Annotated in this window: 25 protein-coding genes and 1 pseudogene; 19 read left to right on the top strand and 7 right to left on the bottom strand. The window is 67.3% G+C overall.

Annotation, left to right across the window (positions count from 1 at the left end; translation table 11 throughout):
* Positions 1 to 463: 463 nt before the first annotated feature.
* Positions 464 to 1,348: a phosphoserine phosphatase SerB gene (gene serB / locus CD928_RS06065; RefSeq protein WP_095386231.1), complete on the bottom strand. Its 885-nt coding sequence runs from the start codon at positions 1,346 to 1,348 to the stop codon at positions 464 to 466.
* Between serB and miaA the strand changes: the two genes are divergently transcribed.
* The 12 genes from miaA to leuA all read left to right on the top strand — a co-directional run bounded on the left by miaA (position 1,347) and on the right by leuA (position 13,173).
* Positions 1,347 to 2,306 (top strand): tRNA (adenosine(37)-N6)-dimethylallyltransferase MiaA, encoded by a 960-nt coding sequence (miaA, locus tag CD928_RS06070; protein ID WP_095386232.1) that lies wholly within the window; start codon positions 1,347 to 1,349, stop codon positions 2,304 to 2,306. The genes serB and miaA overlap by 2 nt on opposite strands.
* An 85-nt stretch (positions 2,307 to 2,391) precedes the next feature.
* On the top strand, positions 2,392 to 4,146 hold the full coding sequence (ilvB, locus tag CD928_RS06075; RefSeq protein ID WP_176473479.1) for a biosynthetic-type acetolactate synthase large subunit: 1,755 nt from the start codon (positions 2,392 to 2,394) through the stop codon (positions 4,144 to 4,146).
* A complete protein-coding gene (locus CD928_RS06080) occupies positions 4,146 to 4,427 on the top strand; it encodes a hypothetical protein (protein ID WP_095386234.1) in 282 nt (93 codons plus the stop codon). Before ilvB ends, CD928_RS06080 begins: the two co-directional genes overlap by 1 nt.
* Before the next feature lies 1 nt (position 4,428).
* Positions 4,429 to 4,944 (top strand): acetolactate synthase small subunit, encoded by a 516-nt coding sequence (gene ilvN, locus CD928_RS06085; protein ID WP_095386235.1) that lies wholly within the window; start codon positions 4,429 to 4,431, stop codon positions 4,942 to 4,944.
* 123 nt (positions 4,945 to 5,067) lie between these two features.
* Positions 5,068 to 6,087: a ketol-acid reductoisomerase gene (gene ilvC / locus CD928_RS06090; RefSeq protein WP_095386236.1), complete on the top strand. Its 1,020-nt coding sequence runs from the start codon at positions 5,068 to 5,070 to the stop codon at positions 6,085 to 6,087.
* Positions 6,088 to 6,221: 134 nt separating this feature from the next.
* Positions 6,222 to 7,358, top strand: a complete 1,137-nt coding sequence (locus CD928_RS06095) for an 8-amino-7-oxononanoate synthase (RefSeq protein ID WP_095386237.1) — start codon at positions 6,222 to 6,224, stop codon at positions 7,356 to 7,358.
* Complete coding sequence (bioD, locus tag CD928_RS06100; RefSeq protein WP_095386238.1) at positions 7,355 to 8,086, top strand: ATP-dependent dethiobiotin synthetase BioD; 732 nt, start codon at positions 7,355 to 7,357, stop codon at positions 8,084 to 8,086. Before CD928_RS06095 ends, bioD begins: the two co-directional genes overlap by 4 nt.
* A gap of 88 nt (positions 8,087 to 8,174) precedes the next feature.
* A complete protein-coding gene (locus CD928_RS06105; RefSeq protein WP_095386239.1) occupies positions 8,175 to 9,452 on the top strand; it encodes an adenosylmethionine--8-amino-7-oxononanoate transaminase in 1,278 nt (425 codons plus the stop codon).
* Positions 9,453 to 9,633: 181 nt separating this feature from the next.
* Positions 9,634 to 10,062, top strand: coding sequence for a hypothetical protein (locus CD928_RS06110; protein ID WP_255247057.1), 429 nt, complete (start codon positions 9,634 to 9,636; stop codon positions 10,060 to 10,062).
* Positions 10,063 to 10,115: 53 nt separating this feature from the next.
* Complete coding sequence (locus CD928_RS06115) at positions 10,116 to 10,757, top strand: YceI family protein (protein WP_095386241.1); 642 nt, start codon at positions 10,116 to 10,118, stop codon at positions 10,755 to 10,757.
* Positions 10,758 to 10,838: 81 nt separating this feature from the next.
* Entirely contained in the window at positions 10,839 to 11,231 is a 393-nt protein-coding gene (locus CD928_RS06120) for a hypothetical protein (RefSeq protein WP_095386242.1), read from the top strand.
* Between the two features lie 265 nt (positions 11,232 to 11,496).
* Positions 11,497 to 13,173, top strand: coding sequence for a 2-isopropylmalate synthase (leuA, locus tag CD928_RS06125; protein WP_095386243.1), 1,677 nt, complete (start codon positions 11,497 to 11,499; stop codon positions 13,171 to 13,173).
* A gap of 232 nt (positions 13,174 to 13,405) precedes the next feature.
* Here the strand turns inward: leuA and CD928_RS06130 are convergent, their stop codons facing one another.
* Complete coding sequence (locus CD928_RS06130; protein ID WP_095386244.1) at positions 13,406 to 13,756, bottom strand: endonuclease domain-containing protein; 351 nt, start codon at positions 13,754 to 13,756, stop codon at positions 13,406 to 13,408.
* Positions 13,757 to 14,018: 262 nt separating this feature from the next.
* Entirely contained in the window at positions 14,019 to 15,029 is a 1,011-nt protein-coding gene (locus tag CD928_RS22965) for a hypothetical protein (RefSeq protein WP_141237108.1), read from the bottom strand.
* 144 nt (positions 15,030 to 15,173) lie between these two features.
* On the opposite strand from CD928_RS22965, the gene CD928_RS06135 reads away from it, so the two are divergent.
* The 6 genes from CD928_RS06135 to CD928_RS06155 all read left to right on the top strand — a co-directional run bounded on the left by CD928_RS06135 (position 15,174) and on the right by CD928_RS06155 (position 17,911).
* Entirely contained in the window at positions 15,174 to 16,163 is a 990-nt protein-coding gene (locus CD928_RS06135; RefSeq protein ID WP_095386245.1) for a hypothetical protein, read from the top strand.
* A 297-nt stretch (positions 16,164 to 16,460) separates the two neighbouring features.
* Positions 16,461 to 16,667, top strand: coding sequence for a cold-shock protein (locus tag CD928_RS06140; protein ID WP_095386246.1), 207 nt, complete (start codon positions 16,461 to 16,463; stop codon positions 16,665 to 16,667).
* 3 nt (positions 16,668 to 16,670) lie between these two features.
* Complete coding sequence (infA, locus tag CD928_RS06145) at positions 16,671 to 16,925, top strand: translation initiation factor IF-1 (protein WP_095386247.1); 255 nt, start codon at positions 16,671 to 16,673, stop codon at positions 16,923 to 16,925.
* Positions 16,926 to 16,981: 56 nt separating this feature from the next.
* Positions 16,982 to 17,128 carry a hypothetical protein gene (locus CD928_RS22970; protein ID WP_217983733.1) on the top strand — a complete coding sequence of 49 codons (147 nt, stop codon included), beginning with the start codon at positions 16,982 to 16,984 and terminating at the stop codon, positions 17,126 to 17,128.
* 25 nt (positions 17,129 to 17,153) lie between these two features.
* Positions 17,154 to 17,348: a hypothetical protein gene (locus tag CD928_RS06150; RefSeq protein ID WP_095386248.1), complete on the top strand. Its 195-nt coding sequence runs from the start codon at positions 17,154 to 17,156 to the stop codon at positions 17,346 to 17,348.
* 32 nt (positions 17,349 to 17,380) lie between these two features.
* Positions 17,381 to 17,911: a GNAT family N-acetyltransferase gene (locus CD928_RS06155; RefSeq protein WP_095386249.1), complete on the top strand. Its 531-nt coding sequence runs from the start codon at positions 17,381 to 17,383 to the stop codon at positions 17,909 to 17,911.
* A 17-nt stretch (positions 17,912 to 17,928) separates the two neighbouring features.
* On the opposite strand, the gene CD928_RS06160 is transcribed toward CD928_RS06155, so the two are convergent.
* The 4 genes and pseudogenes from CD928_RS06160 to CD928_RS06175 form a co-directional block, all read right to left on the bottom strand.
* On the bottom strand, positions 17,929 to 18,477 hold the full coding sequence (locus CD928_RS06160; protein WP_095386250.1) for a hypothetical protein: 549 nt from the start codon (positions 18,475 to 18,477) through the stop codon (positions 17,929 to 17,931).
* A 103-nt stretch (positions 18,478 to 18,580) separates the two neighbouring features.
* On the bottom strand, positions 18,581 to 19,246 hold the full coding sequence (locus CD928_RS06165; protein ID WP_095386251.1) for a DUF6445 family protein: 666 nt from the start codon (positions 19,244 to 19,246) through the stop codon (positions 18,581 to 18,583).
* The gene (locus CD928_RS06170; protein ID WP_255247058.1) at positions 19,246 to 20,568 is read right to left on the bottom strand and encodes an RNA polymerase sigma factor; all 1,323 of its coding nucleotides are present in this window, start codon (positions 20,566 to 20,568) and stop codon (positions 19,246 to 19,248) included. Before CD928_RS06170 ends, CD928_RS06165 begins: the two co-directional genes overlap by 1 nt.
* An 87-nt stretch (positions 20,569 to 20,655) precedes the next feature.
* A pseudogene (locus CD928_RS06175) lies at positions 20,656 to 21,006 on the bottom strand (YciI family protein); the annotation flags it as partial.
* Between the two features lie 155 nt (positions 21,007 to 21,161).
* Between CD928_RS06175 and CD928_RS06180 the strand changes: the two are divergent.
* Positions 21,162 to 22,742, top strand: coding sequence for a bifunctional GNAT family N-acetyltransferase/carbon-nitrogen hydrolase family protein (locus CD928_RS06180; RefSeq protein WP_095386253.1), 1,581 nt, complete (start codon positions 21,162 to 21,164; stop codon positions 22,740 to 22,742).
* The last annotated feature ends 12 nt before the right edge of the window (positions 22,743 to 22,754 follow it).

Here is a 22,754-nt window from a genome sequence, read left to right on the forward strand (position 1 = left end):
AATCCGATTGTCCAATGCAAATCATGCGGTCGCAAGCAAACTCCGCAAAATCGGCAAGCAGGCCCATTTCGTGTAACGCACGCCTCTTCACGTTGACGTCGCACGACTGGCCCCAGCGTTCATCGGCCCCGCAAAATTTGGGGATATCATTCAACCGATCATATCTTGAGTACGCCCGAGGATCGAGCTTCTGACCAAAATCGTCCAGAAGATCGGACTCGACGCCGGGAGCAAGCCAATCGAGTCTATGCCGCAAGCATCGACCCTTCCAAGCGTTGTCCCATTCCACACGCGCGAGCTTCACCGAGGCGATTTCGGCTTCGTTCGCAGTCGGTGCCGTTAATGCTGTCGGGCTACCGCACCCTCCAAGGATCGCTACCATGATACAGGCCGATGATCTCATGGCCGCAGCTTACCTCAACTGCGAACGACCGCAACCGGTCGAAACCCGTCTTCGCCCGCCCTACCCCAGCACCCACTGACGCCGCGAATAGCCCTGCGCCCACAGCAGCGCGGTCAGGTCGTGGTGCCGGATCACCGCGTCGGCGGCGTCCGCCGCCGCCTGGTGGGGGTGATAGGCGATGCCGAGCCCCGCCGCGGTGATCATCGGAATATCGTTCGCACCGTCGCCGATCGCGAGCGTGTCGGCGAGCGGCAGGCCGTGCTTCGCGGCCTCGCCCTTCAGCGTCTCGAGCTTCGCGTCCTTGTCGACGATCGGTTCGGCGACCTTGCCGGTCAGCTTGCCGCCTTCGAGCAGCAGCTCGTTCGCCACCACCCGGTCGAAGCCGATCGCCTCGCCCACCGGGTGCGCGAAGGCGGTGAAGCCCCCGGTGACGAGCACGCTGTGCGCGCCATAGGCCTTCATCGTCTGCACCAGCGTGCGCGCGCCGCGGGTCAACCGCACGCGCTCCATCCGGCATTCGGCGAGCACCCCCTCGGCGAGCCCGCCGAGCAGCGCGACCCGCTCCATCAGCGCGCCGCGGAAATCGACCTCGCCGCGCATCGCCTTCTTGGTGATCGCCGCGACCTCGGCCTTGATCCCGGCATAGTCGGCGAGTTCGTCGATGCACTCGCAGCTGATCATCGTCGAATCCATGTCGGCGATCAGCAGCTTCTTGGTCCGGTCGCCCAGCGGCTGGACGACGACGTCGAGCGCGCCATGGTCCATCTTGGCGAGTTCGCTGCGCGCGCTGACCAGGCTGCCGTGAAAGACGATATCGGCGGCGTCGCCCTCGTCGAGCCAGTGCGGCGCGCCGACTTCGTGCCCCGTCGCGTCGAGACGGTCGATCGCCTCGCGCACCACCTCGCCCGTCAGCTTTCCGGCTGCTATCAGCGTCGCAACGAACATGGCATCTCCTTCTTCCTCTTCGGGGCGCAGGCCTCCGCTCGCGCTTATCGCCGGGCCCACCGCGAGCGGCAAGAGCGCGCTAGCCGTCGCTTTGGCGCAGGCGGTGGGGCGCGCGCAAGTGGTGAATGCCGACGCGAGCCAGGTTTATCGCGATTTGGCGATTCTCTCCGCGCGCCCCTCCCCCGCCGAGATGGCCGGCGTCCCCCACCGCCTCTTCGGCCATGTCGACGGCGCCGAGGCCTATAACGCCGCGCGCTGGGCCGCCGACGCGCGCCGCGCGCTCGCCCGCGCGTGGGAGGACGACGACGTGCCGATCCTCGTCGGCGGCACCGGCCTTTATCTGCGCACCCTGCTCCACGGCATCGCCCCGGTGCCCGACATCGACCCCGTCATCCGCGCCGGGGTGCGCGCGATGCCGGTCGCCGAGGCGCACGCCGCGCTCGCCGCGCTCGACCCCGCCGCCGCCGCGCGCCTGTCCCCCGCCGACGCCGCTCGCGTCGCGCGCGCGCTCGAGGTCGTGCGCTCGACCGGCCGTCCGCTCGCCGATTGGCAGCGGGCGCGCGAGGGTGGGATCGTGGACGAGGTCGCGCTCGTCCCGCTCGTCCTCCTGCCGCCGCGCGACTGGCTGCGCGCGCGCTGCGATGCGCGGCTCGGGGCGATGTTCGACGCGGGCGCGGCGGACGAAGTGGCGGCGCTCCTCGCGCGCGATCTCGACCCCGATCTCCCGGTGATGCGCGCGATCGGCGTGCCGCAGGTCGCGGGCTGGCTGCGCGGCGAAATCTCCCGCGAGGAGGCGCTCGACCGGGCGCGGGCGGCGACGCGGCAATATGCGAAGCGGCAATATACCTGGTTCCGCCACCAGCTCCCAGCCGATTGGCAGCGTCACGACGAGTCATTATCCGTCGATTCTATCAATAAAATAGCAATAAAATTACATGATAGACTGTTGACAGGATAGAATCATACACCTATTGCCCGCCGTCTGTTGCAGCGCACAAGCGCGCCCCGGCGTGCGGGCGAAAGAGGAAGGAAGGAGCAAGGTCGTGACGGAAATGAGTGGTGCCGACATGGTGGTTCAGGCGCTGGTCGACCTCGGGGTCGACACGGTGTTCGGCTATCCGGGCGGCGCGGTCCTTCCCATCTACGACGCGCTCTACAAGCATCCGACGATCAAGCATGTCCTCGTCCGCCACGAACAGGCGGCGACCCACGCGGCGGAGGGCTATGCCCGCGCGACGGGCAAGCCCGGCGTCGTGCTCGTCACTTCGGGCCCCGGCGCGACCAACGCGGTCACCGGCATCACCGACGCGCTGCTCGATTCGATCCCGATGGTCGTGCTCACCGGCCAGGTGTCGACCGCGCTGATCGGCACCGACGCCTTTCAGGAATGCGACACGGTCGGCATCACGCGCCACTGCACCAAGCATAATTATCTGGTCATGGACCCCGACCGGCTCGGCGCGGTCATCCACGAGGCGTTCCACATCGCGACCCACGGCCGCCCCGGCCCGGTGGTGATCGACATTCCGAAGAATGTGCAGGTCGCGACCGGCGATTATGCCGTGCCCGAAAAGATCGCCCACAAAAGCTATCGCCCCCAGGTCGAGCCCGACGCCGACGCGATTGCGACGGCGATCGACCTGATCGCCGCGGCCGAGCGCCCGGTCTTCTACACCGGCGGCGGCGTGATCAACGCCGGCCCCGACGCCAGCGCCGCGCTGCGCCAGCTCGTGTCGCTGACCGGCGCGCCGATCACCTCGACCCTGATGGGGCTCGGCGCCTTCCCCTCGGACGATCCGAAGTGGCTCGGCATGCTCGGCATGCACGGCACCTATGAATCGAACATGGCGATGAACCGCGCCGACCTGATCATCGCGGTCGGCGCGCGCTTCGACGACCGCGTCACCGGCCGCCTCGACGCCTTCGCGCCGCACGCGAAGAAGATCCACATCGACATCGACCGCAGCTCGATCAACAAGATCGTCCCCGTCGACGTCGCGGTGCTCGGCGACGCCGGGCGCGCGCTCGATGCGCTGATCGCGGCGTGGCAGGACAAGGGCCACAAGGCGCGCGACCTCGGCGAATGGTGGCGCCGCATCGATGGCTGGCGCGCGACGCGCTGCCTCGACTTTCCCGAGAAGAAGGAGCCCGGCGCCGACATCATGCCGCAGCGCGCGGTCAAGGCCTTGTTCGACGCGACGCGCGGCCGCGACCCGATCATCACGACCGAGGTCGGCCAGCACCAGATGTGGGCGGCGCAGCATTTCGGCTTCTCCGCCCCCAACCGCTGGCTGACCAGCGGCGGGCTCGGCACGATGGGCTACGGCTTCCCCGCCGCGGTCGGCGCGCAGATCGCCAAGCCCGACCGCCTCGTCATCTGCATCGCGGGCGAAGCCAGCCTGCAGATGAACATCCAGGAAATGGGCACGGTCGCGCAGTACCGCCTGCCGGTGAAGATCTTCATCCTCAACAATGAATGGATGGGGATGGTCCGCCAGTGGCAGGAACTGACCTACGAAAGCCGCTATTCGAACAGCTATTCGGACAGCCTGCCCGATTTCGTGAAGCTCGCGGACGCCTACGGGTGGACCGGGCTGCGCATCGACACGCTCGGCGAACTCGAAGAGGGCATCCGCACCATGATCGACACGCCGGGCCCGGTGATCGTCGACTGCCGCGTCGCCAAGCTCGCCAATTGCTTCCCGATGATCCCGTCGGGCGCGGCGCACACCGACATGATCCTCCAGCCGAACGACATCACCGGCACGATGGACGACGAAGCGAAAGCGCTGGTGTGATGAATGATTTTACGTTTCAAGCCGCGAGTATTTCGCGCGGGGCATTGACTTTGTTTGAGCGCGACAATGCCGCCGCGGCTCTCTCGGAACTGAAGCAGGCGGGACTGCGAATCCTGGGTGCGGACAAGTTTATTTTATGGAACGATGGCGGGTTTCAGCCGATCGACCAAATAGACTTGTCAAACCAAACGGATTTCAGCTTGGCCTACGACGCCGTAGGCAGCTTCATCATGGCTCCGGATGAGCGCCCCGGAATCCTATTCGAGCTTGTCTGGAACTGACATGAAAATCACCACAGAAACGGGCGAGCGCCATGTGCTCGCCGTCACCGTCGACAACGAGGCCGGGGTGCTCGCCAAGATCACCGGGCTGTTCACCGCGCGCGGCTATAATATCGAAAGCCTGACGGTGGCGGACATCACCGCCGACCATGCGCTGTCGCGCATCACCATCGTCACCTCGGGCCCGCCGCCGGTCATCGACCAGATCATCGCGCAGCTCGACCGGCTCGTCCCCGTCCACAAGGTCACCGACCTCATCGACGCGGGCGCGCATGTCGAGCGCGAGATCGCGCTGGTCAAGGTCGCGGGCACCGGCGACAAGCGGATCGAGGCGCTCCGCCTCGCCGACGTCTTTCGCGCCAAGGTCGTCGACACGACGATCAACAGCTTCATCTTCGAGATCACCGGCAACAGCGAAAAGGTCGACCGCTTCGTCGCGCTGATGCGCGAATGCGGGCTGGTCGAGGTCGGCCGCACCGGCGTCGTCGCCATCGCCCGCGGCGCGGAGGCGGTTTAGGGTTTACGCATTGGGTTTCAATCGTCGTCACCCCGGACTTGATCCGGGGTCCCGCTGCTACCGTTGCCTAGCGGGACCCCGGATCAAGTCCGGGGTGACGGAAGAAGAATAGGGAAGAATGACATGCAGGTTTATTACGATCGCGACGCCGACCAGGAACTGATCAAGGGCAAGAAGGTCGCGGTTCTCGGCTATGGCAGCCAGGGTCACGCCCATGCGCAGAACCTGCGCGACAGCGGCGTGCGCGAGGTCGCGATCGCGCTGCGCCCCGGCTCGGCGACCGCGAAGAAGGCCGAGGGCGCGGGCTTCCAGGTCATGACCAACAAGGACGCCGCCGCCTGGGCCGACGTGATCATGATCGCCGCGCCCGACGAGCATCAGGCGAAGATCTATTACGACGACCTCGCCGGCAATCTGAAGCCCGGCGCCGCGCTCGCCTTCGCGCACGGCCTCAACGTCCATTTCGGGCTCATCGAGCCGCGCGGCGACATCGACGTCTTCATGATCGCGCCCAAGGGCCCCGGCCACACGGTGCGCAGCGAATATCAGAAGGGCGGCGGCGTTCCCTGCCTGATCGCGGTCGACCAGGACGCGAGCGGCAACGCCAAGGCCATCGCCCTCTCCTACGCGTCGGCAGTGGGGGGAGGCCGCAGCGGCATCATCGAGACGACCTTCAAGGAAGAGTGCGAAACCGACCTGTTCGGCGAGCAGGCGGTGCTCTGCGGCGGCATCACCCATCTGATCCAGGCGGGTTTCGAAACGCTGGTCGAGGCGGGCTATGCCCCCGAAATGGCCTATTTCGAGTGCCTCCACGAAACCAAGCTGATCGTCGACCTCCTCTATGAGGGCGGCATCGCCAACATGCGCTATTCGATCTCGAACACCGCCGAATATGGCGACATCAAGACCGGCCCGCGCATCATCACCGACGAGACCAAGGCCGAGATGAAGCGCGTCCTCGCCGACATCACCTCGGGCCGCTTCGTCAAGGATTTCGTCCTCGACAACCAGGCCGGCCAGCCCGAGCTCAAGGCGAGCCGCAAGGCCGCCGCCGCGCACCCGATCGAGCAGACCGGCGCTGAACTGCGCGCGATGATGCCGTGGATCGCCAAGAACAAGCTGGTCGACAAGGCGGTCAACTGACCGCCACCCACCAGCCTACACCTACCTCGTCATTGCGAGGAGCGTAGCGACGAAGCAATCTCCAGCCATCGACTTTGCACATGGTCGATAGCTGGAGATTGCTTCGCTCCGCTTGCAATGACGAACGGAGGGAAATGATGAGGCAGCCCTTCCACACCCACCGCGCCGACCTCGCCGCGCTCGCGGCCGACGATCGCCGCCGCGCCCTCGTCCCGCGCACCGGCATCGACTTCGCCTCGAACGACTATCTCGCGCTCGCCGGCTCCTATGCGCTGGGCGAAGCGCTCGCCGCCGGGCTCGAGCGCGGGCTTCCCGCGGGCTCGGGCGGCTCGCGCCTGCTGCGCGGCAATCATGCGGAGCATGAGGCGCTCGAAGCCCATGCCGCGCGCCATTACGGCAGCGAGGCCGCGCTTTTCTTCCCGACCGGCTTCGCCGCCAACGCCGCGCTCTTCGCGACGCTGCCGCAGCGCGGCGACCTCGTCGTCCACGACGAGCTGATCCACGCGAGCGCGCACGACGGCATGAAGCTCGGCCGCGCCGGTCATGTCGACGCGCGCCACAACGACGCGCAGGCGTTCGAGGACGTCATCCGGCGCTGGCGCGCGGGCGGCGGCACCGGCACGCCGTGGATCGCGGTCGAAAGCCTCTATTCGATGGACGGCGACAGGGCCCCGCTCGCCGATCTCGCCGCGGTCGCCGACCGCCACGACGCGATCCTCGTCGTCGACGAGGCGCACGCCACCGGCGTCTACGGCCCCGCGGGGCAGGGCCTCGCGCACGGCCTCGCGGGCCGCGAGAATCTCGTCACCCTCCACACCTGCGGCAAGGCGCTCGGCGCCGAGGGCGCGCTGCTCTGCGGCCCCGCGATCGTCCGCGACTTCATCGTCAACCGCGGCCGCCCCTTCATCTTCTCGACCGCGCCCTCGCCGCTGGTCGCCTGGCTCGTCCGCCACGCGCTCGAAATCGTCGCCAACGAGCCCGAGCGCGCGGCACGGCTCCACGCCCTCGTCCGCCGCGCCGAAGCGCGCCTCGCCGCGCTCGGCATCGCGGCGAGCGGCAGCCAGATTCTCCCCATCCTCATCGGCGACAACGCCCGCACGATGCGGATCGCCGCCGCGCTCCAGGCGGCGGGCTTCGATGTCCGCGGCATCCGCCCGCCCACCGTCCCGCACGGCACCGCGCGGCTGCGCATCGCGATCACCCTCAACGTCGGCGAGCCCGAGGTCGACGCGATGGTCGACGCGCTCGCCGCCGCGATGGCCGCGGCATGACGCGCCGTTTCGTCGTCACCGGCACCGACACCGGGATCGGCAAGACCGTCTTCAGCGCCGCGCTCGCGGGCGCGCTCCACATTCCCTACTGGAAACCGATCCAGTCGGGCCTCGAAGAGGAAACCGACAGCGCGACCGTCGCCAGACTCCTCCCTGCGCGAAGCGTGGGGAGGGGGACCGCTCGCGAAGCGAGTGGTGGAGGGGCAACGACGGCGCCAGATGGCCCCTCCGTCAGCCCTCCGGGCTGCCACCTCCCCACGGCTGCGCCGCAGGGAGGATCGATCCTCCCCGAAGCCTACCGCCTGAAAACCCCCGCCTCCCCCCACCTCGCCGCCGAGATCGACGGCGTGACGATCGACCCCGAAAAACTCACCCCGCCCGAAGGCGACCTGCTGATCGAAGGCGCGGGCGGCGCGCTCGTCCCGGTGACGCGCACCCTCCTCTACGCCGACCTCTTCGCGCGCTGGCAGATCCCCGTGATCGTCTGCGCGCGCACCGGCCTCGGCACGATCAACCACAGCCTGCTGACGATCGAGGCGCTGACATCGCGCGGCGTGCCGATCCACGGCCTCGCCTTCCTCGGCGACCGGCAAGAGGACAGCGAGGCGATCATCGCCGACCTCGGCGGGGTGCGCCGGCTGGGGCGCCTGCCGATCGTCGATCCGCTGACCCCGGAAAATCTCGCTGCCGCCTTTGCGAGCAATTTCGAGCTTGCGGATTTCCGCTAACCAATTCGCGCTCCCCGGCGAAAGCCGGGGTCCATATAGGGCCGACTGGACCCCGGCTTTCGCCGGGGAGCACAATCGACGAGAAGAAATGACCGAAACTCATCAATCCCCCATCTGGCATCCCTTCACCCAGCACGGCCTCGGCGATCCGATCCCGCTGATCGCCCGCGCCGAGGGCGCGCGTCTCTACGACGCGCAAGGCAACTGCTGGATCGACGCCATCTCGTCCTGGTGGGTCACCACCCACGGCCACGCGCATCCGCGCATCATGGCCGCGATCCGCGCCCAGACCGAAAGGCTCGACCAGCTCATCTTCGCCGGCTGGACGCACGAGCCCGCCGAAGCGCTCGCGGCCGAACTGATCCGCATCACCCCCGATCCCCTCACCCGCGTCTTCTTCTCGGACTCGGGCTCGACCAGCGTCGAGGTCGCGCTCAAGATGGCGCTCGGCTACTGGTTCAACATCGGCGAGGCGCGCAGCCGCATCCTGGTGATGGAGCACAGCTATCACGGCGACACGATCGGCGCGATGTCGGTCGGCGCGCGCGGCGTCTACAACCGCGCCTGGCAGCCCTTGCTCTTCGACGTCGGCACCATCCCCTTCCCCGCGGAGGGCCGCGAACAGGACGCGCTCGACGCGCTCGAAGCCGCCTGCGCGGCCAAAGAAACGGGCCACGCGCCCGCCGCCTTCATCGTCGAACCCTTGATCCTCGGCGCCGGCGGCATGCTGATCTACCCCGCCTGGGTGCTCGCCGAGATGCGCAGCATCTGCGCGGCGCACGGCGTCCTCTTCATCGCCGACGAGGTGATGACCGGCTGGGGTCGCACCGGCACCCGCTTCGCCTGCGACCAGGCGGGCGTCATCCCCGACATCCTCTGCCTGTCGAAGGGCCTGACCGGCGGCGCGATGCCGCTCGCGGTGACGTTGTGCATCGAACCGGTGTTCGCCGCGCACCTCTCGACCGACCGCGCGAAGACCTTCTATCATTCGAGCAGCTATACCGCGAACCCGATCGCCTGCGCCGCCGCCAACGCCAATCTCGACATCTGGCGCGACGAGCCCGTGCAGGCGCGCATCGACGCGCTCGCCGACGCGCAGGCCGCGCATCTCGCGATGCTGTCGACCGATGCGCGCGCCCAGAACCCCCGCCGCCTCGGCACCATCGCCGCGCTCGACGTCGTCCAGCCCGACCCCGGCTATCTCTCGACCCTCGCCCCGCGCCTCATCGCCTTCTATCGCGAACGCGGGGTCTTGCTCCGCCCGCTCGGCAACACCATCTACGTGATGCCGCCCTATGGCATCACCGCCGGCGAACTCGCGCAGGTCTGGGCGGCGATCGCGGCGTCGCTCGACAATCTTTCTTGACCCGTCATTGCGAGCGGAGCGAAGCAATCCAGCGTTGAGCAGACCGCCCTGGATTGCTTCGCTTCGCTCGCAATGACGAAATCGGGGTGTGGTCTTCACTTCGGACGAAACAAAGTTCGGCTGCGGTTCATCTTCACGCGCTATATGGGCCGGCGGGGACAGTCGTCAGGGAATGCGCGCGATGAAAAGACCTGCCCCGTTTTTGCTTCTCCTCCTCACCCTCGCCGCCCCCGCGTTCGCGCAGGACGACGAAAGCCTCGCCCAGACGGGGCATCCGCCGCAAAAGACGTCGATCCTCTACACCTATGGCGACGAGCCCTGCCCCGAGGCCGAGGGCGACGAGATCGTCGTCTGCGCGCAGCGGCCCGAATCGGATCGCTACCGCGTCCCCAAGGAATTGCGCGAGGAGTTGAAGGACGACACGCCGGTCGGCGGCGGCAGCTGGACGTCGGCGGTCGAAGGCTATGAAAATGTCGCGCGCGCGACCCGCCCCGACAGCTGCTCGCCGATCGGCAGCTACGGCTTCAGCGGCTGTTCGGCCGCGGCGCTGCGCGAATGGCAGGCCGAGCGCCGCGCGATCGAGCGCGCCGCCGACGCCGCGGACGATTGACGCCCCGCCGCCGCTTCGCATAGCCTGCGCTCCCCAGAACAGGAGCCCCCGCCATGCGTATCGCCGCCCCCCTCCTCGCCCTGCCGCTGCTCGTCGCGGTCCCGCTGCTCGCGCAGATGCCCACCACCGCGCCCGGCGCGAAGGACGCCGCGCGCGTCACCGGCGGCACCTATCAGGCCGATCCCCACCACACGCTCGTCGGCTGGCGGGTCAACCATCTCGGCTTCAACGATTATTTCGGCATCTTCGGCGACGCGACCGGCACGCTGACGATCGATCCGAAGAACCCCGCCGCGGCGAAGCTCGACGTCACCATCCCCGTCGCCAGCGTCACCGTCGCCAGCGCCGGGCTCAAGGATCACCTCCTCCGCCCCGCCGCCGAGAGCGGCGCCAAGCCCGATTTCTTCGGCGCCAGCCCCGCGCCCGCGCGCTTCGTCTCGACCGCGGTGGTCGTCGACGACGACGGCGACGAGGCGAAGGTGACCGGCAACCTCACCCTCAACGGCGTGACCAGGCCGGTGACGCTCGACGTCGATTTCACCGGCGCCGGCCCCGCGCCGATGACCAACGCCGAAACCATCGGCTTCGAGGCCGAAGCGACGATCAAGCGCAGCGATTTCGGCCTCGGCTTCGGCGTCCCGCTCGTCAGCGACGAGGTCGAGCTGGAGATCACCGCGGCGTTCGAGAAGAAGTGACGCGCCAATCTGTCACACGCACCGCGTAGAATCGGGGGCGGGACCGGCCTGGTCCCGCCCTTTGCGCGAGGAGCCCGTGTGATGAGCGAACTGGTACGCGAAATTGTCGAGGTGCACGCCTTCATCGGCGGCGACGAGGAGAATCCGCTGCTGACCGTCGAGGCCGAGGGCCTCGCCGCGACCGCGGGCTGGAGCCATATCCGGCTCGAACCCCACACCTACATCACCCCGCCCGACGACGGCGTGCAGGATTTCGACCTCGTCGGCGACCGCCCCGCCGCCGAAGCGCCCGGCGCGACCGGCGCGCTCGCCGACGTCGAGGCGGCGTGGGAAGGCCCGCTCGAGGACTGGCTGATCGGCGTCCGCGTCCACGCCATCGACAATATGATCGAGGCCGAAGTCTTCGACGAAGACGACGAGGACGACGCGGACGACGCGGACGACGACCGCATCGAGGACAGCGAGGCCGCCTGACCGCCACCGCCGCCTTTTCCAAAAGGCCCCTGACCTGCGCCGGGCGGCAAATCCGCTTTGCCGCCCGGCGACATTTTCTTCGTCACCCCTTGCCAAGCGCGACATTTTGCATCACTAGGGCGGCCATGCACATGCGCGGCCTTCTTCTTCTGCGACTTACACGCCCTTGGGCGTGAGCTCCGGCCTGCGCGACTAGCGGCGGGCCGAACGCCCAAGGGCCGACCGACACCGCACCGACATTCGAACCGCAGAAGACACCAGACCCATGACCATGCTCCGCGACCCCTCGGCCAAATACCGCGCCTTTCCGCAAGTCCCGCTCGAAAACCGCGAGTGGCCCGCCCGCACCACCACCCGGGCCCCCATCTGGCTCTCGACCGACCTGCGCGACGGCAACCAGGCGCTGATCGACCCGATGGATGCCGAAAAGAAGACGCGCTTCTTCGACCTGCTCGTCAAATGCGGGCTGAAGGAGATCGAGGTCGGCTTCCCCGCGAGCGGCGCGACCGACTTCGACTATATCCAGAATCTCGTCCGCTCGGGCCGCATCCCCGACGACGTCACGCCGCAGGTGCTGACGCAGGCCCGCGCCGACCTGATCCGCACCAGCTTCGACAGCCTCGAAGGCGCGAAGACCGCGATCGTCCATCTCTACAACGCGGTCAGCCCCGCGTGGCGCCGCATCGTCTTCGGCATGGAAATGCCCGAGATCAGGCAGATCGCCATCGACGGCGCGAAGCAGCTTCGCGACAATGCCGCGCGCCTGCCCGGCACCGACTGGCGCTTCGAATACAGCCCGGAGACCTTCTCGACCGCCGAGCTCGATTTCAGCATCGAATGCTGCGCCGCGGTGATGGACATCCTCCAGCCCACCGCCGACAATCCGATCATCCTCAACCTCCCCGCGACGGTCGAGGCGGCGACGCCGAACATCTACGCCGACCAGATCGAATATTTCTGCAAGCATCTGCCGAACCGCGACCGCGCGATCATATCCCTGCACACCCACAACGACCGCGGCACCGGCGTCGCGGCGGCGGAGCTCGGCCTGCTCGCGGGCGGCGACCGCGTCGAGGGCTGCCTGTTCGGCAACGGCGAGCGCACCGGCAACACCTGCCTCGTCACCATCGCGCTCAACATGTACACGCAGGGCGTCGACCCCGAACTCGACTTCTCGGACATCGACGAGGTCATCGCGACGGTCGAATATTGCAACAACCTGCCCGTCCACCCGCGCCACCCCTATGGCGGCGAGCTGGTCTACACCGCCTTCTCGGGCAGTCACCAGGACGCGATCAAGAAGGGCTTCGCCGCGCGCGAGCGCCAGAATGACGAAAAAKGGGAAGTCCCCTACCTGCCGATCGACCCCGCCGATCTCGGCCGTAGCTACGAAGCGGTGATCCGCGTCAACAGCCAGTCGGGCAAGGGCGGCGTCGCCTGGGTGCTCGAACAGGACAAGGGCCTGAAACTGCCCAAGAAGATGCAGGCGAGCTTCAGCCACGTCGTCCAGGCGGTCGCCGACGCGACGAGCCGCGAGCTCGGCGCCGACGACATCTGGCAGGCGTTCGAGGGCCATTATCTGGCGACCGACGGCAAGCGCTTCCAGCTCGTCGACTGGTCGGAGACGCACGCTGCGGGTTCCGGGGGCACCGACCGCATCTTCGCCGGCAAGCTCACCATCGACGGCACCCCCCGCAGCGTCAGCGGCCGCGGCAACGGCCTGATGAGCAGCGTCATCGCCGCGCTCAGCGAAAGCGGCGGCCCGGTGATGGACATCGTCGACTACAGCGAGCACGCGATCGGCCAGGGCAGCAACGTCCAGGCCGCCGCCTATGTCGAATGCCGCACGGCGGACGGGAAGAGCCTGTTCGGGTGCGGGCTCGATACCGACGTGGCGACGGCGAGCGTGCGGGCGATTTTGTCCGCCGCCAACGGCGCGTAACCAATCCTCCCTGTGGCGCAGCCATGGGGAGGTGGCAGTCCGAAGGACTGACGGAGGGGCCAGCGCCCTCAAATGCCAGCGCAAGGCCGCCGCCCCTCCACCACTTCGTGGTCCCCCTCCCCATGCCCTGCGGGCACAGGGAGGAACCTGGACCGCAAGCGCAGCGCCAATCCTCCCTGTTGCGAAGCAATGGGGAGGGGGACCGCGCCCGAAGGGCGTGGTGGAGGGGCCACTAGCGCGACGCCAAAATCAACCGAACCACCCCGTCCACAACAGCCTCCACATCCTTGAGCACATCCACCGCCGCCACGCGCACAACCACAAACCCCTGCCCCCGCAACCAGCCATCGCGCGCGGCATCGCGCTCCACCTGAAAATCATGCGCCGCCCCATCCACCTCGACGATCATCTTCGCCTCGGGCGCATAGAAATCCGCCACATACACCCCCACCGGATGCTGCCGCCGAAACTTCACCCCGCCCGGCCGCAAGCGCAGCCGCTGCCACAGAAGCACCTCGGGCGGCGACATCTCCCGCCGCAACCCTCGCGCCCTTTTGACGGTAGCCTTAGAAGTCTGCCGCACCCAAGCCTCCCAACCCAATCCTCCCTGTGGCCGAAGGCCATGGGGAGGTGGCAGCCGCAAAGCGGCTGACGGAGGGGCCAATAGCGCCAAAGCCCCAGCCCCTCCACCACGCCCTGCGGGCGCGGTCCCCCTCCCCATCGCTACGCGACAGGGAGGAAATCAAAACCCCAAACCCGCCCCCCCAAACCAGTCCCGCCAAATTCCCCCGTGCTGCAGGCATGGGGCGGGAGACCGCCGCGAAGCGGTGGTGGAGGGGCGCCTGCTAGCTTTCGCTTTTTCCCGGTGAAATCAGCCTCGGAAGAATTTCCACTGCCGTTTGTGAGGCATTCCCTTGTCCGGCCTTTGAAAATCCGCTGTCTTGCGGTTCAAAAACGCAGGCCGAAGCATGTGTGAGCACTACGTCTCTTATTTGGTCCGATGATGCCGCCTCTGCCAGAGCATTGAACGTAAGCAACGCATTCTGTCGGTGCTTATTTACGACGGCGTTATGCCGATGTGCTGCCAAGGTTCTCGTACATAAAAACAACATGGAGGCGATCGTCGAAAATATGAGAACCTTACTCAACGCTAACTGGATCGATTGATAGGTATCCTCCGGTACGAGGAAATATTTTCCGGCGAGAACAGACACCGCAGCGAAGATGCCTAGACCGATAGCCGTTCCCACCGCGTACCTCTGCCAAGTATCTGCCTCAGTAGCATGAGACGCGGACTCATCTCCAAAATATGTAGCCTGTTGTGAAACGCCCGCTTCAGCTGCCACCGCACGAACCTCAGTCAAAATGCGCTGCGCCGTCGATTTCATCGTTTCCATCTCGGCTTGAAAAGTCTCAGCCTCCGATTTCACATGAGCAATTGATGCCTGTGCCTCCCTTTCGATCGCCGCGATATCCGTTTGAAGCGAGGTCAGATAATTTACGACTGGAAAAAGGTTATTGAAAACATCGCGCCATCTCGAAGAAAATTCGCTCATCAACCCCTGACGTTCTCCAGCAGCATTTGCTGTCGCAACAGGGTTAAATGACATTACTCTCTCATAAAGAGAGTATGTAGAGTTGGCCTCATTCTCGATAGAAGCACGTAAATTATCAGGAATACTCATCAAACCTTCAGAAGGAATTCTTTTAAAAAAATCGATTATTTTCTTCAAAACTGAAACCGACTCTGAAAAGTCAAAAGCCTTTCCGAGCGTCTCTGTCCGAGAAATGGAAGCGGGATCAATCGTTTGAATGCGCTCAAGCGCCAGTACAGCGCTTTCTATTGATTCTTCCATATCGCCCCCCATACCTCTTCCGATTGCTGATCTTACCTCGGCGGAGGGCAGAGAACAATTGCTGCCGGATAGGCAAAACCCCTTTCCTACATTTCACCTATATGGTTCACTCTATCGGTTTCACCTAACCGAAAGGACGAATCGATGGACGACGCCACCCCCAATCCCGCCGACATGTCCGCCCCCGGCAGCTATCACTGGACCCCACGTCTCCAGCGCGAATTCCTCGAAAATCTCGCCACCACCGGGTCGGTGAAGATCGCCTGCGCGTCGGTCGGCATGTCGGGGCGCGCCGCCTATGATCTTCGCCACAAGCCGCAGGGCGCGGCGTTCCGGCTCGGCTGGGCGGCGGCGGTGCTGATCGCGCGGCAGCGGCTCGCCGACGAGCTGCTCGACCGCGCGATCTGGGGGCATGAGGAAACCACCACCATCATGCGCGAGGAGGATCGCCGCTTCGTGAAGCGCCAGCGCGCCGACGCGCGCCTCGGCCTCGCGATGCTCGTGCGGCTCGACCGCATGGTCGAAATCCGCGCCGACGCGGGCGAGGATCTGCTCGCGCAGCTGATCGCCGGCGACTGGGGCGGCTTCCTCGCGCTGTTCGACGTTGCGGAGGCCGCGCGCGGCGGGGTCGGGCGCGCGCAAGGCGGCGCGGAGGATGCGCCGCACGGCCTCGCCGCCGCGCTCGCGCTCTGGCTCGCGGGGCGCGACGACCGGACGAACCCGCTCGCCGCGCTCGGACGAGACAACGCGATCACGAATGAAGTTTCCCAGATTTCCGCGGATTTCGGCGAGGATGGCGAAAACCCCGAAACGCCGGAGGAGGCAGCCGCGGCGATGACCGTCTGGTTCGACAACCGCGCCGACGACTGGCGCACCGACTTTCCGCCGCCCGACGATTTCTATGGCTATGAGGAGGGCCAGTTCGGCGACCCCGCCTATGTCCGTGAACTCGAGGACGACGAACTCGCCCTCTACGGCGCGCTCCGCGACGCCGAGGTCACGCCCCTGCGCATCGCCGGCGAGGCCGCGCGCCGCGCCTTCTTCGGCCTCCCCGCCCCCGCCAACGACCCGGCGCCCGCGGGCGAGGCGACGCGCGGAGCCGCCGAAAAGGCCCGGAAAATCGCGGGCGGTTAGGAGGGCCGGCAACGGCAGTGATGCGGCTTGAAGGCAGGCGCGCAGCATGATTGCGCCGTCACCCCCGATCAAGTCCGGGGTGACGAAGAGAGCAAGCGCGCGCGCCCCAAAACCGCCCCCATTACCGCGTGAAAGGCTCGCATCCTTGACTTTTCGCGGAAATGCGCCATATTCGGAAGGCTAACGTCGCCTGCGACGGACATTTGATACCCTCCGGGTGGATTCTTGCCTTCTCACGCTACCAGCTCCGCCGGTGCTTTTGCCGGTGGATTTTCCGTTTCGTGAAAGGAAACACCCATGCCGATCGGCACCGTCAAATTCTTCAACACCGACAAGGGCTATGGCTTCATCGAAAATGAAGACGGCTCGGGCGACAGCTTCGTCCACATCACCGCCGTCCAGGCCGCGGGAATGCAGACGCTGAACAAGGATCAGCGCATCTCCTACGAACTGGAAACCGGCCGCAACGGCAAGGTGTCGGCGATCAACCTCCAGTCGGCCTGATATTTGGCCAAGGAAGAAGCCCTCACCTTCGATGGCGTGATCGACGAGATCCTGCCCGACGCCCGTTTCGGGGTCGTGCTCGAAAATGGTCATCGCATCATCGCCTATACCGCCGGCCGGATGCGGCGTTTTCGCATCCGGTCGGTCGTCGGCGACGCGGTTCGCGTCGAAATGACGCCCTATGACCTCAGCAAGGGCCGCCTCGTCTATCGCGAGCGCGGCAGTGCGCCGGTCACCGGACAGCGCCAGCGGCGCTGATCCCCTCTAACGATATGAAAATACAGAATAAAGATAAGACAGCAAAGATAAAGATGATGACATTGTTTCAGAATAACCCGATTTTCCCTGCGCTGCGCGCGCTTCCGATGGCTGGCAAGGCGATGGCGACCCCACCGCGCCGCCGCCGGGCGACGCTGTCGCGCCGCGAACTTCGGCGCCTGATCGCCGATATGGTCGATTGACCCTGCACTACTGAGGAGCCCGCCCGTGTCGGCCACCATCGAATTCTATCTCGCCCAGGCCGAAAAATGCACCGACGAGGCCGCGGCCTCGTCGCTCGTCCAGGTCCGCGAGCGCAACCTGCGCGCCGCAGCGGCGTGGCAGGGGATGGCCGACAAGCTGATCCACACCGAAAATCTGCGCGCCGAAAAGGAACGGCTAATCGCGGCCGCCAAGGGCTGACCGGGCGGCCGGCCGGATAGCGTAGCGGCGTCATGCTCACCCACCGCCTCGCCACCCCGGCCGACCTCGATGCCCTGCGCGCCGTGATGGCGCTCGCCATCGCCGAATTGCAGAAGGGCTTCCTCGATGAGGCCCAGATCGCGGCGAGCCGCGCGGTGATGGGGCTCGATACCCAGCTGATCGCCGACGGCACCTATTTCATCGTCGAACGCGGCGGCCAGATCGCCGGTTGCGGCGGCTGGTCGCGCCGCGCGACGCTCTACGGCGGCGACCACAGCACCGATCTCCGCGACCCCGCGCTGCTCGACCCCGCGACCGACGCCGCCCGCATCCGGGCGATGTACACCCACCCCGGCCATGCGCGCCGCGGCGTCGGGCGGCGGGTGATGACGCTGTGCGAGGAGGCCGCCCGCGCCGCGGGTTTCTCGCGGGCCGAGCTGATGGCGACATTGTCGGGCGAGCCGCTCTACCGCGCCTGCGGCTATGCCCCGATCGAGCGCGTCACCGCGACCGCCGAGGGCGTCGCCGTGCCGCTGATCCGGATGGGAAAGCCGCTCGGTTGAGGCGGGCGCCCGCCCGCTCAGCCGCCCGCCTTGCGCGCCTTCTTCACGCCCTCGGCGAACTGCGCGGCGGTCACCTTCACCGCGAGCCCCGATTTCGCCAGGAAAAAGGCGGCGCGCGGCATGGTGATATCGCCCTCGCCGGTCGACATCACCGCGCCCTGCGGGGTCAGCGCCTTGATCTTGCCGAGCACCGCGGCGCCATCGGCGCTGCGCACCTCGGCGCCGACCTTCAGCGCCGCCTCGACCGCCGCGGCGTCGCGTTCGGCCTCGTGCAGCACCGCGAGGATCTTGGCCTTGGTCGCCTTCAGCGCCGGCCCCTTGTCGGTCTGGACGAAGGCGGCGCGCGGCACGACCAGGCCGTTGCCGTCGATCGCCACCGCGACCTTGTCGCCCGCCACCTTGGCGACGGTGCCGACCTGCTCGCCCGCCGAGTCATAGACTTTGGCGCCGGGGGTCAGCGCGGTCGCGGGAACCGAGGCGCCCTCCTGCGCGGCCAGCGCGGGGGCGGCGGAAAGGGTGGCGGCGGTCAGGCACAGCAGGGCGGCAAGGCCCGGGGTTTTGGTCATGGGGCGACTCCAAGGGGGCAATCGCGCCCTGATGAACCGCGCCGCGCCCGCCCGCCAACGGCCTGCGGACGGGTCGTGTCGCGGACAGGATGGACCGAAGGCGTCAGCCGACCGCCAGAAAGGCGGTCACCGTCAACCGCCCCCGTTTGGGGTCGGCCGCCAGCACCGCGTCGGCGGCAATCGCGCCGCTATGCAGGTTGCAGCTCCGATAGAGCAGCGCCCGGTTATAGCGGGCCTCGACCGTGCGGGTGCAGGCAAAGAGCTCCGTGTCCCCCGCAACATAGCCCGGCGGCGGCTCCGCCACGGCGAGCTCGGCGTCGAGCGCCGCGAAATAGGCCGCGCGGCGATCCTCGCTTACCGTTTCGAAGCCGGTGGCGCGGTGGCGGAAAAAGGCAGTGCCGTCGCCGCCCTCCGGTGCCAGATAATGGATCAGCGCGATGCGGTCGGGGGTGAAGGCGTCGCAGTGCGGCAGCCGCTGCGCGACGCTCAGCGCGGCGGGCGGCGTGGTGACGATCGAGAAGCTCGCGTCGAGGATGCGCACCTCGCCCGTCCGGCCGAAGACGTGCCGAACCGTCGCCGCGATGATCGGCAGCTGCGTTTCGAAATATCCGGCGGGCAGCGCGGCGCGGAGGCCCGGATAATGGTGCCGCGCCGGCCCGAATGCGGCTGCAGCCGCCGCGGCGCGCAGCGCATCGGGACGCGGCGCGAAATCGTCGAGGATGCACAGCGGCTGCGCCTCGTCGCCGATCGTCTCGACCGTCAGCGGCATCAGCCCGGCTTCCCCACGCAAGCAGCGGCGCGGGCGAGCAGGAAATCGCGCTCGCGCTCATTCCCCGCCAGCGCCGCCGCCGCCTCAAACGCCGCCTTCGCCTCGGCCGCCCGCCCGGCGCGCAGCAGAAAATCCCCGCGCGCCGCCGGAAGCGGCGCATAGTGGCGGAGCGCCGCTTCCCCGGCGATCATGTCGATCAACGCCAGCCCCGCCTCGGGGCCGAACGCCATGCTGTGCGCGACCGCGCGGTTGAGCTCGACCACCGGCGAGGGCATTACCCGCCCCAGCCGGTCGTAGAGCGCGGCGATGCGGCGCCAGTCGGTCTCTTCGGCGCGGCGCGCCCGGGCATGGCACGCCGCGAGCGCCGCCTGCAGCGCATAGGGCCCGTCGGCGCCGCCCAGCGTCTCGGCCCGGTCGAGCGCGTTCAGCCCGCGCCGGATCAGAAGCTGGTCCCAGCGCGCCCGGTCCTGCTCGGGCAGCGGCACCAGCGCGCCGTCGGGCGCGGCCCGCGCCGGCAGCCGCGACGCCTGAATCTCCATCAGCGCGAGCAATCCCAGCACCTCGGGCTCATCGGGCATCAGCCCGGCGAGGATACGCCCGAGCCGCTGCGCCTCGGCGCAGAGCGGCGGCCGCACCAGATCGGGTCCGCTCGTCGCCGCATAGCCTTCGTTGAAAATCAGGTAGATCACCTCGAGCACCGACGCGAGCCGCGGTGCGAGCGCCCGCCCGCGCGGCACCTCGAACGCCACCGCCGCCTTGGCGATCGCCTTCTTGGCGCGGGTGATGCGCGCCGCGATCGCCGCCTCGTTCGACAGGAAGGCGCGGGCGATCTCCTCCACGGTCAACCCGCCCACCAGCCGCAGCGTCAGTGCCGCGCGCGCCTCGGGCGATATCGCCGGATGGCACGCCGCGAAGATCAGGCCGAGCAGTTCGTCGCCCAGATCGTCGTCGAGCCGTGCCTCAAGGCTCTCGATGCTCATGTCGCGCTCATCGTCCCGTTCGCGGGCGATCTCGGCATGTTTGCGGTCGTGCATCGCCGTCCGCCGGAAACCATCGATCGCGCGCCGCTTCGCCGCCGCCATCAGCCAGGCCCCCGGCCGCTCGGGAACGCCCGACGCCGGCCAGTCGGTCAGCGCCGCGAGCAGCGCCTCCTGCGCCAGCTCCTCGGCGCGGTCGACGTCGCGGGTCAGCCGCGCGAGCCCGGCGATCAGCCGTGCCCGCTCGATCCGGAAAACCGCCTCGATCGCCCTGTGGATGGGGTCCGCCGCCATGCTCGCCTTGTCCGCCAGATCGGCGGGCGAGGCAAGCATAGCGGCGGCCATTCGCGCTTATTGCCCCGCGAGCTGATCGCGCAGCTTCTGCTCACGCTCGGCGAGTTCGGGCGTCAACGCGTCACCGAAATCCTCCATCTCATAGAAGGGCCGGATTTCGAGCTCGCTCGGCCCCGGCATCGGATTGGGGCAGCGCTTCGCCCAGGCGACCGCTTCGTCCATGTCCTTGACTTCCCACACCCAATAGCCCGCGACCAGCTCGCGCGCTTCGGCGAAGGGGCCGTCGATCACCGTCCGGCTCGCGCCGTCGAAGGCGATCCTTTTGCCCGCCGACGAGGGTTTCAGCCCGTCGCCGTCGATCATCACGCCGGCCTTCACCAGCTCTTCGTTGAACGCCCCCATCGCCTCGAACATCTCGGTCATCTCGGCGGTGGGCGGCAGGCCCTTTTCGCTGTCCTCGGTCGCTTTCACGAACACCATCACACGCATCGGTCGTCTCCTTCATCATCGGGGGCCGGCATGGCCTCCTGTCTAGACGACGAACGGGCGATCGCGAAATCGACAGGCGCGCGAAATTTTTTCCATGCCCCGCTTTTGCGGAGCCGCCGATTGGACAGCCCCGCCCCGCGTCCTATATCGAAGCGATGGAATCGACCCGGCCCAAGCTCGTCATCCGCAACTCCGAAACCCGCGATGCCGCCGCGATCGCGCGCCTGACCGCGAAGGTCTATGGCCGCGCCGAGGCCTATTCGGCGGCACAGATCCGCGGCCAGATCAACAATTTCCCCGAAGGCCAGTTCCTCGCCGAATATGAAGGCCAGGTCGTCGGTTTCTGCGCAACCTTGATCGTGCCCGAGGCGGCGGCGCTCACCGATCATCGCTGGACCGCGATCAGCGGCGGCGGCTTCGGCACCCGCCACGACCCCGACGGCGACATCCTCTACGGCATGGAGGTGTGCGTTGACCCCGACTACCGCCGCCTGCGCATCGGCCAGCGCTTCTATCGCAAGCGGCAGGAACTGTGTCAGGCGCTCGAACTTCAGGGCATCGCCTTCGGCGGCCGCATGCCGGGCTACGCCCGCCGCCGCCGCAAATATCCCGAGCCCGAGGCCTATCTCGATGCCGTGCTCGACAAGCAGCTTCGCGATCCGGTCATCAATTTCCAGGTCAATCAGGGCTATCGGGTCAAGGGCGTCCTCCACGACTATCTGCCCAGCGACCGCGAAAGCGGCGGCCACGCCGTACTGATGCTCTGGGAAAACCCCCTCGCCCCGCCGCGCGAGACGGCGAACGCGCGCACCCGCGGCTCGGCGCCCGACCGCCTCCCTGCCTCGGTGCGCGTCGCCACCGTCCAGTTCCAGATGCGCGGTATCGACCGCATCGAACAGTTCGAGGAACAGGTCGAATATTTCGTCGACGTCGCCGCCGACTATGCCGCCGATTTCGTCGTCTTTCCCGAACTCTACACGCTGGAGCTGCTGTCGATCGACAAGAACAAGCTGCCGCCCGAAAAGGCGATATTGAAGATCGCCGACTATACCGAGCGCTACCTCGCCTTCATGGAAAAGCTCGCAGTCGGCTATAATATCAACATCGTCGGCGGCTCGCACCCGACGCGGGTCGACAATGGCGACATCCGCAACATCGCCTATGTCTTCCTGCGCGACGGGTCGGTGCACCGTCAGGAAAAGCTCCATCCGACCCCGTCGGAGCGCCGCTGGTGGAACATCAAGGGCGGCTACGGCGCCGACGCGATCAACACCGACTGCGGGCCGATCGGGGTGATGATCTGCTACGACAGCGAATTCCCCGAACTCGCGCGCCACCTCGTCAACCAGGGCGCGATGATGCTGTTCGTTCCCTTCTGCACCGACGAGCGCCGCGGCTATCTGCGCGTCCGCTACTGCTGCCACGCCCGCGCGGTCGAAAATCAATGCTATGTCATCACCTCGGGCGTCGTCGGCAATTTGCCCAACGTCGAGAATATGGACATCCACTATGCCGAAAGCGCGATCCTGACCCCGTCGGACTTCGCCTTCGCCCGCGACGGCGTCGCCGCCGACACCGCGCCGAATACCGAGACGATCGCGATCGCCGACTTGAGCCTCGCCGACCTCCTCACCAGCCGCCAGAGCGGCGCCGTCCAGAACCTGCGCGACCGCCGCTTCGACCTATACCGCGTCGACTGGAAGGACCCCGCCACACCGGGGATCGGGTCGCGCTGACCAGCAGGAGCC

Origin of the sequence: Sphingopyxis sp. GW247-27LB (assembly GCF_002277025.1) — a bacterium.
Classification (GTDB): domain Bacteria; phylum Pseudomonadota; class Alphaproteobacteria; order Sphingomonadales; family Sphingomonadaceae; genus Sphingopyxis.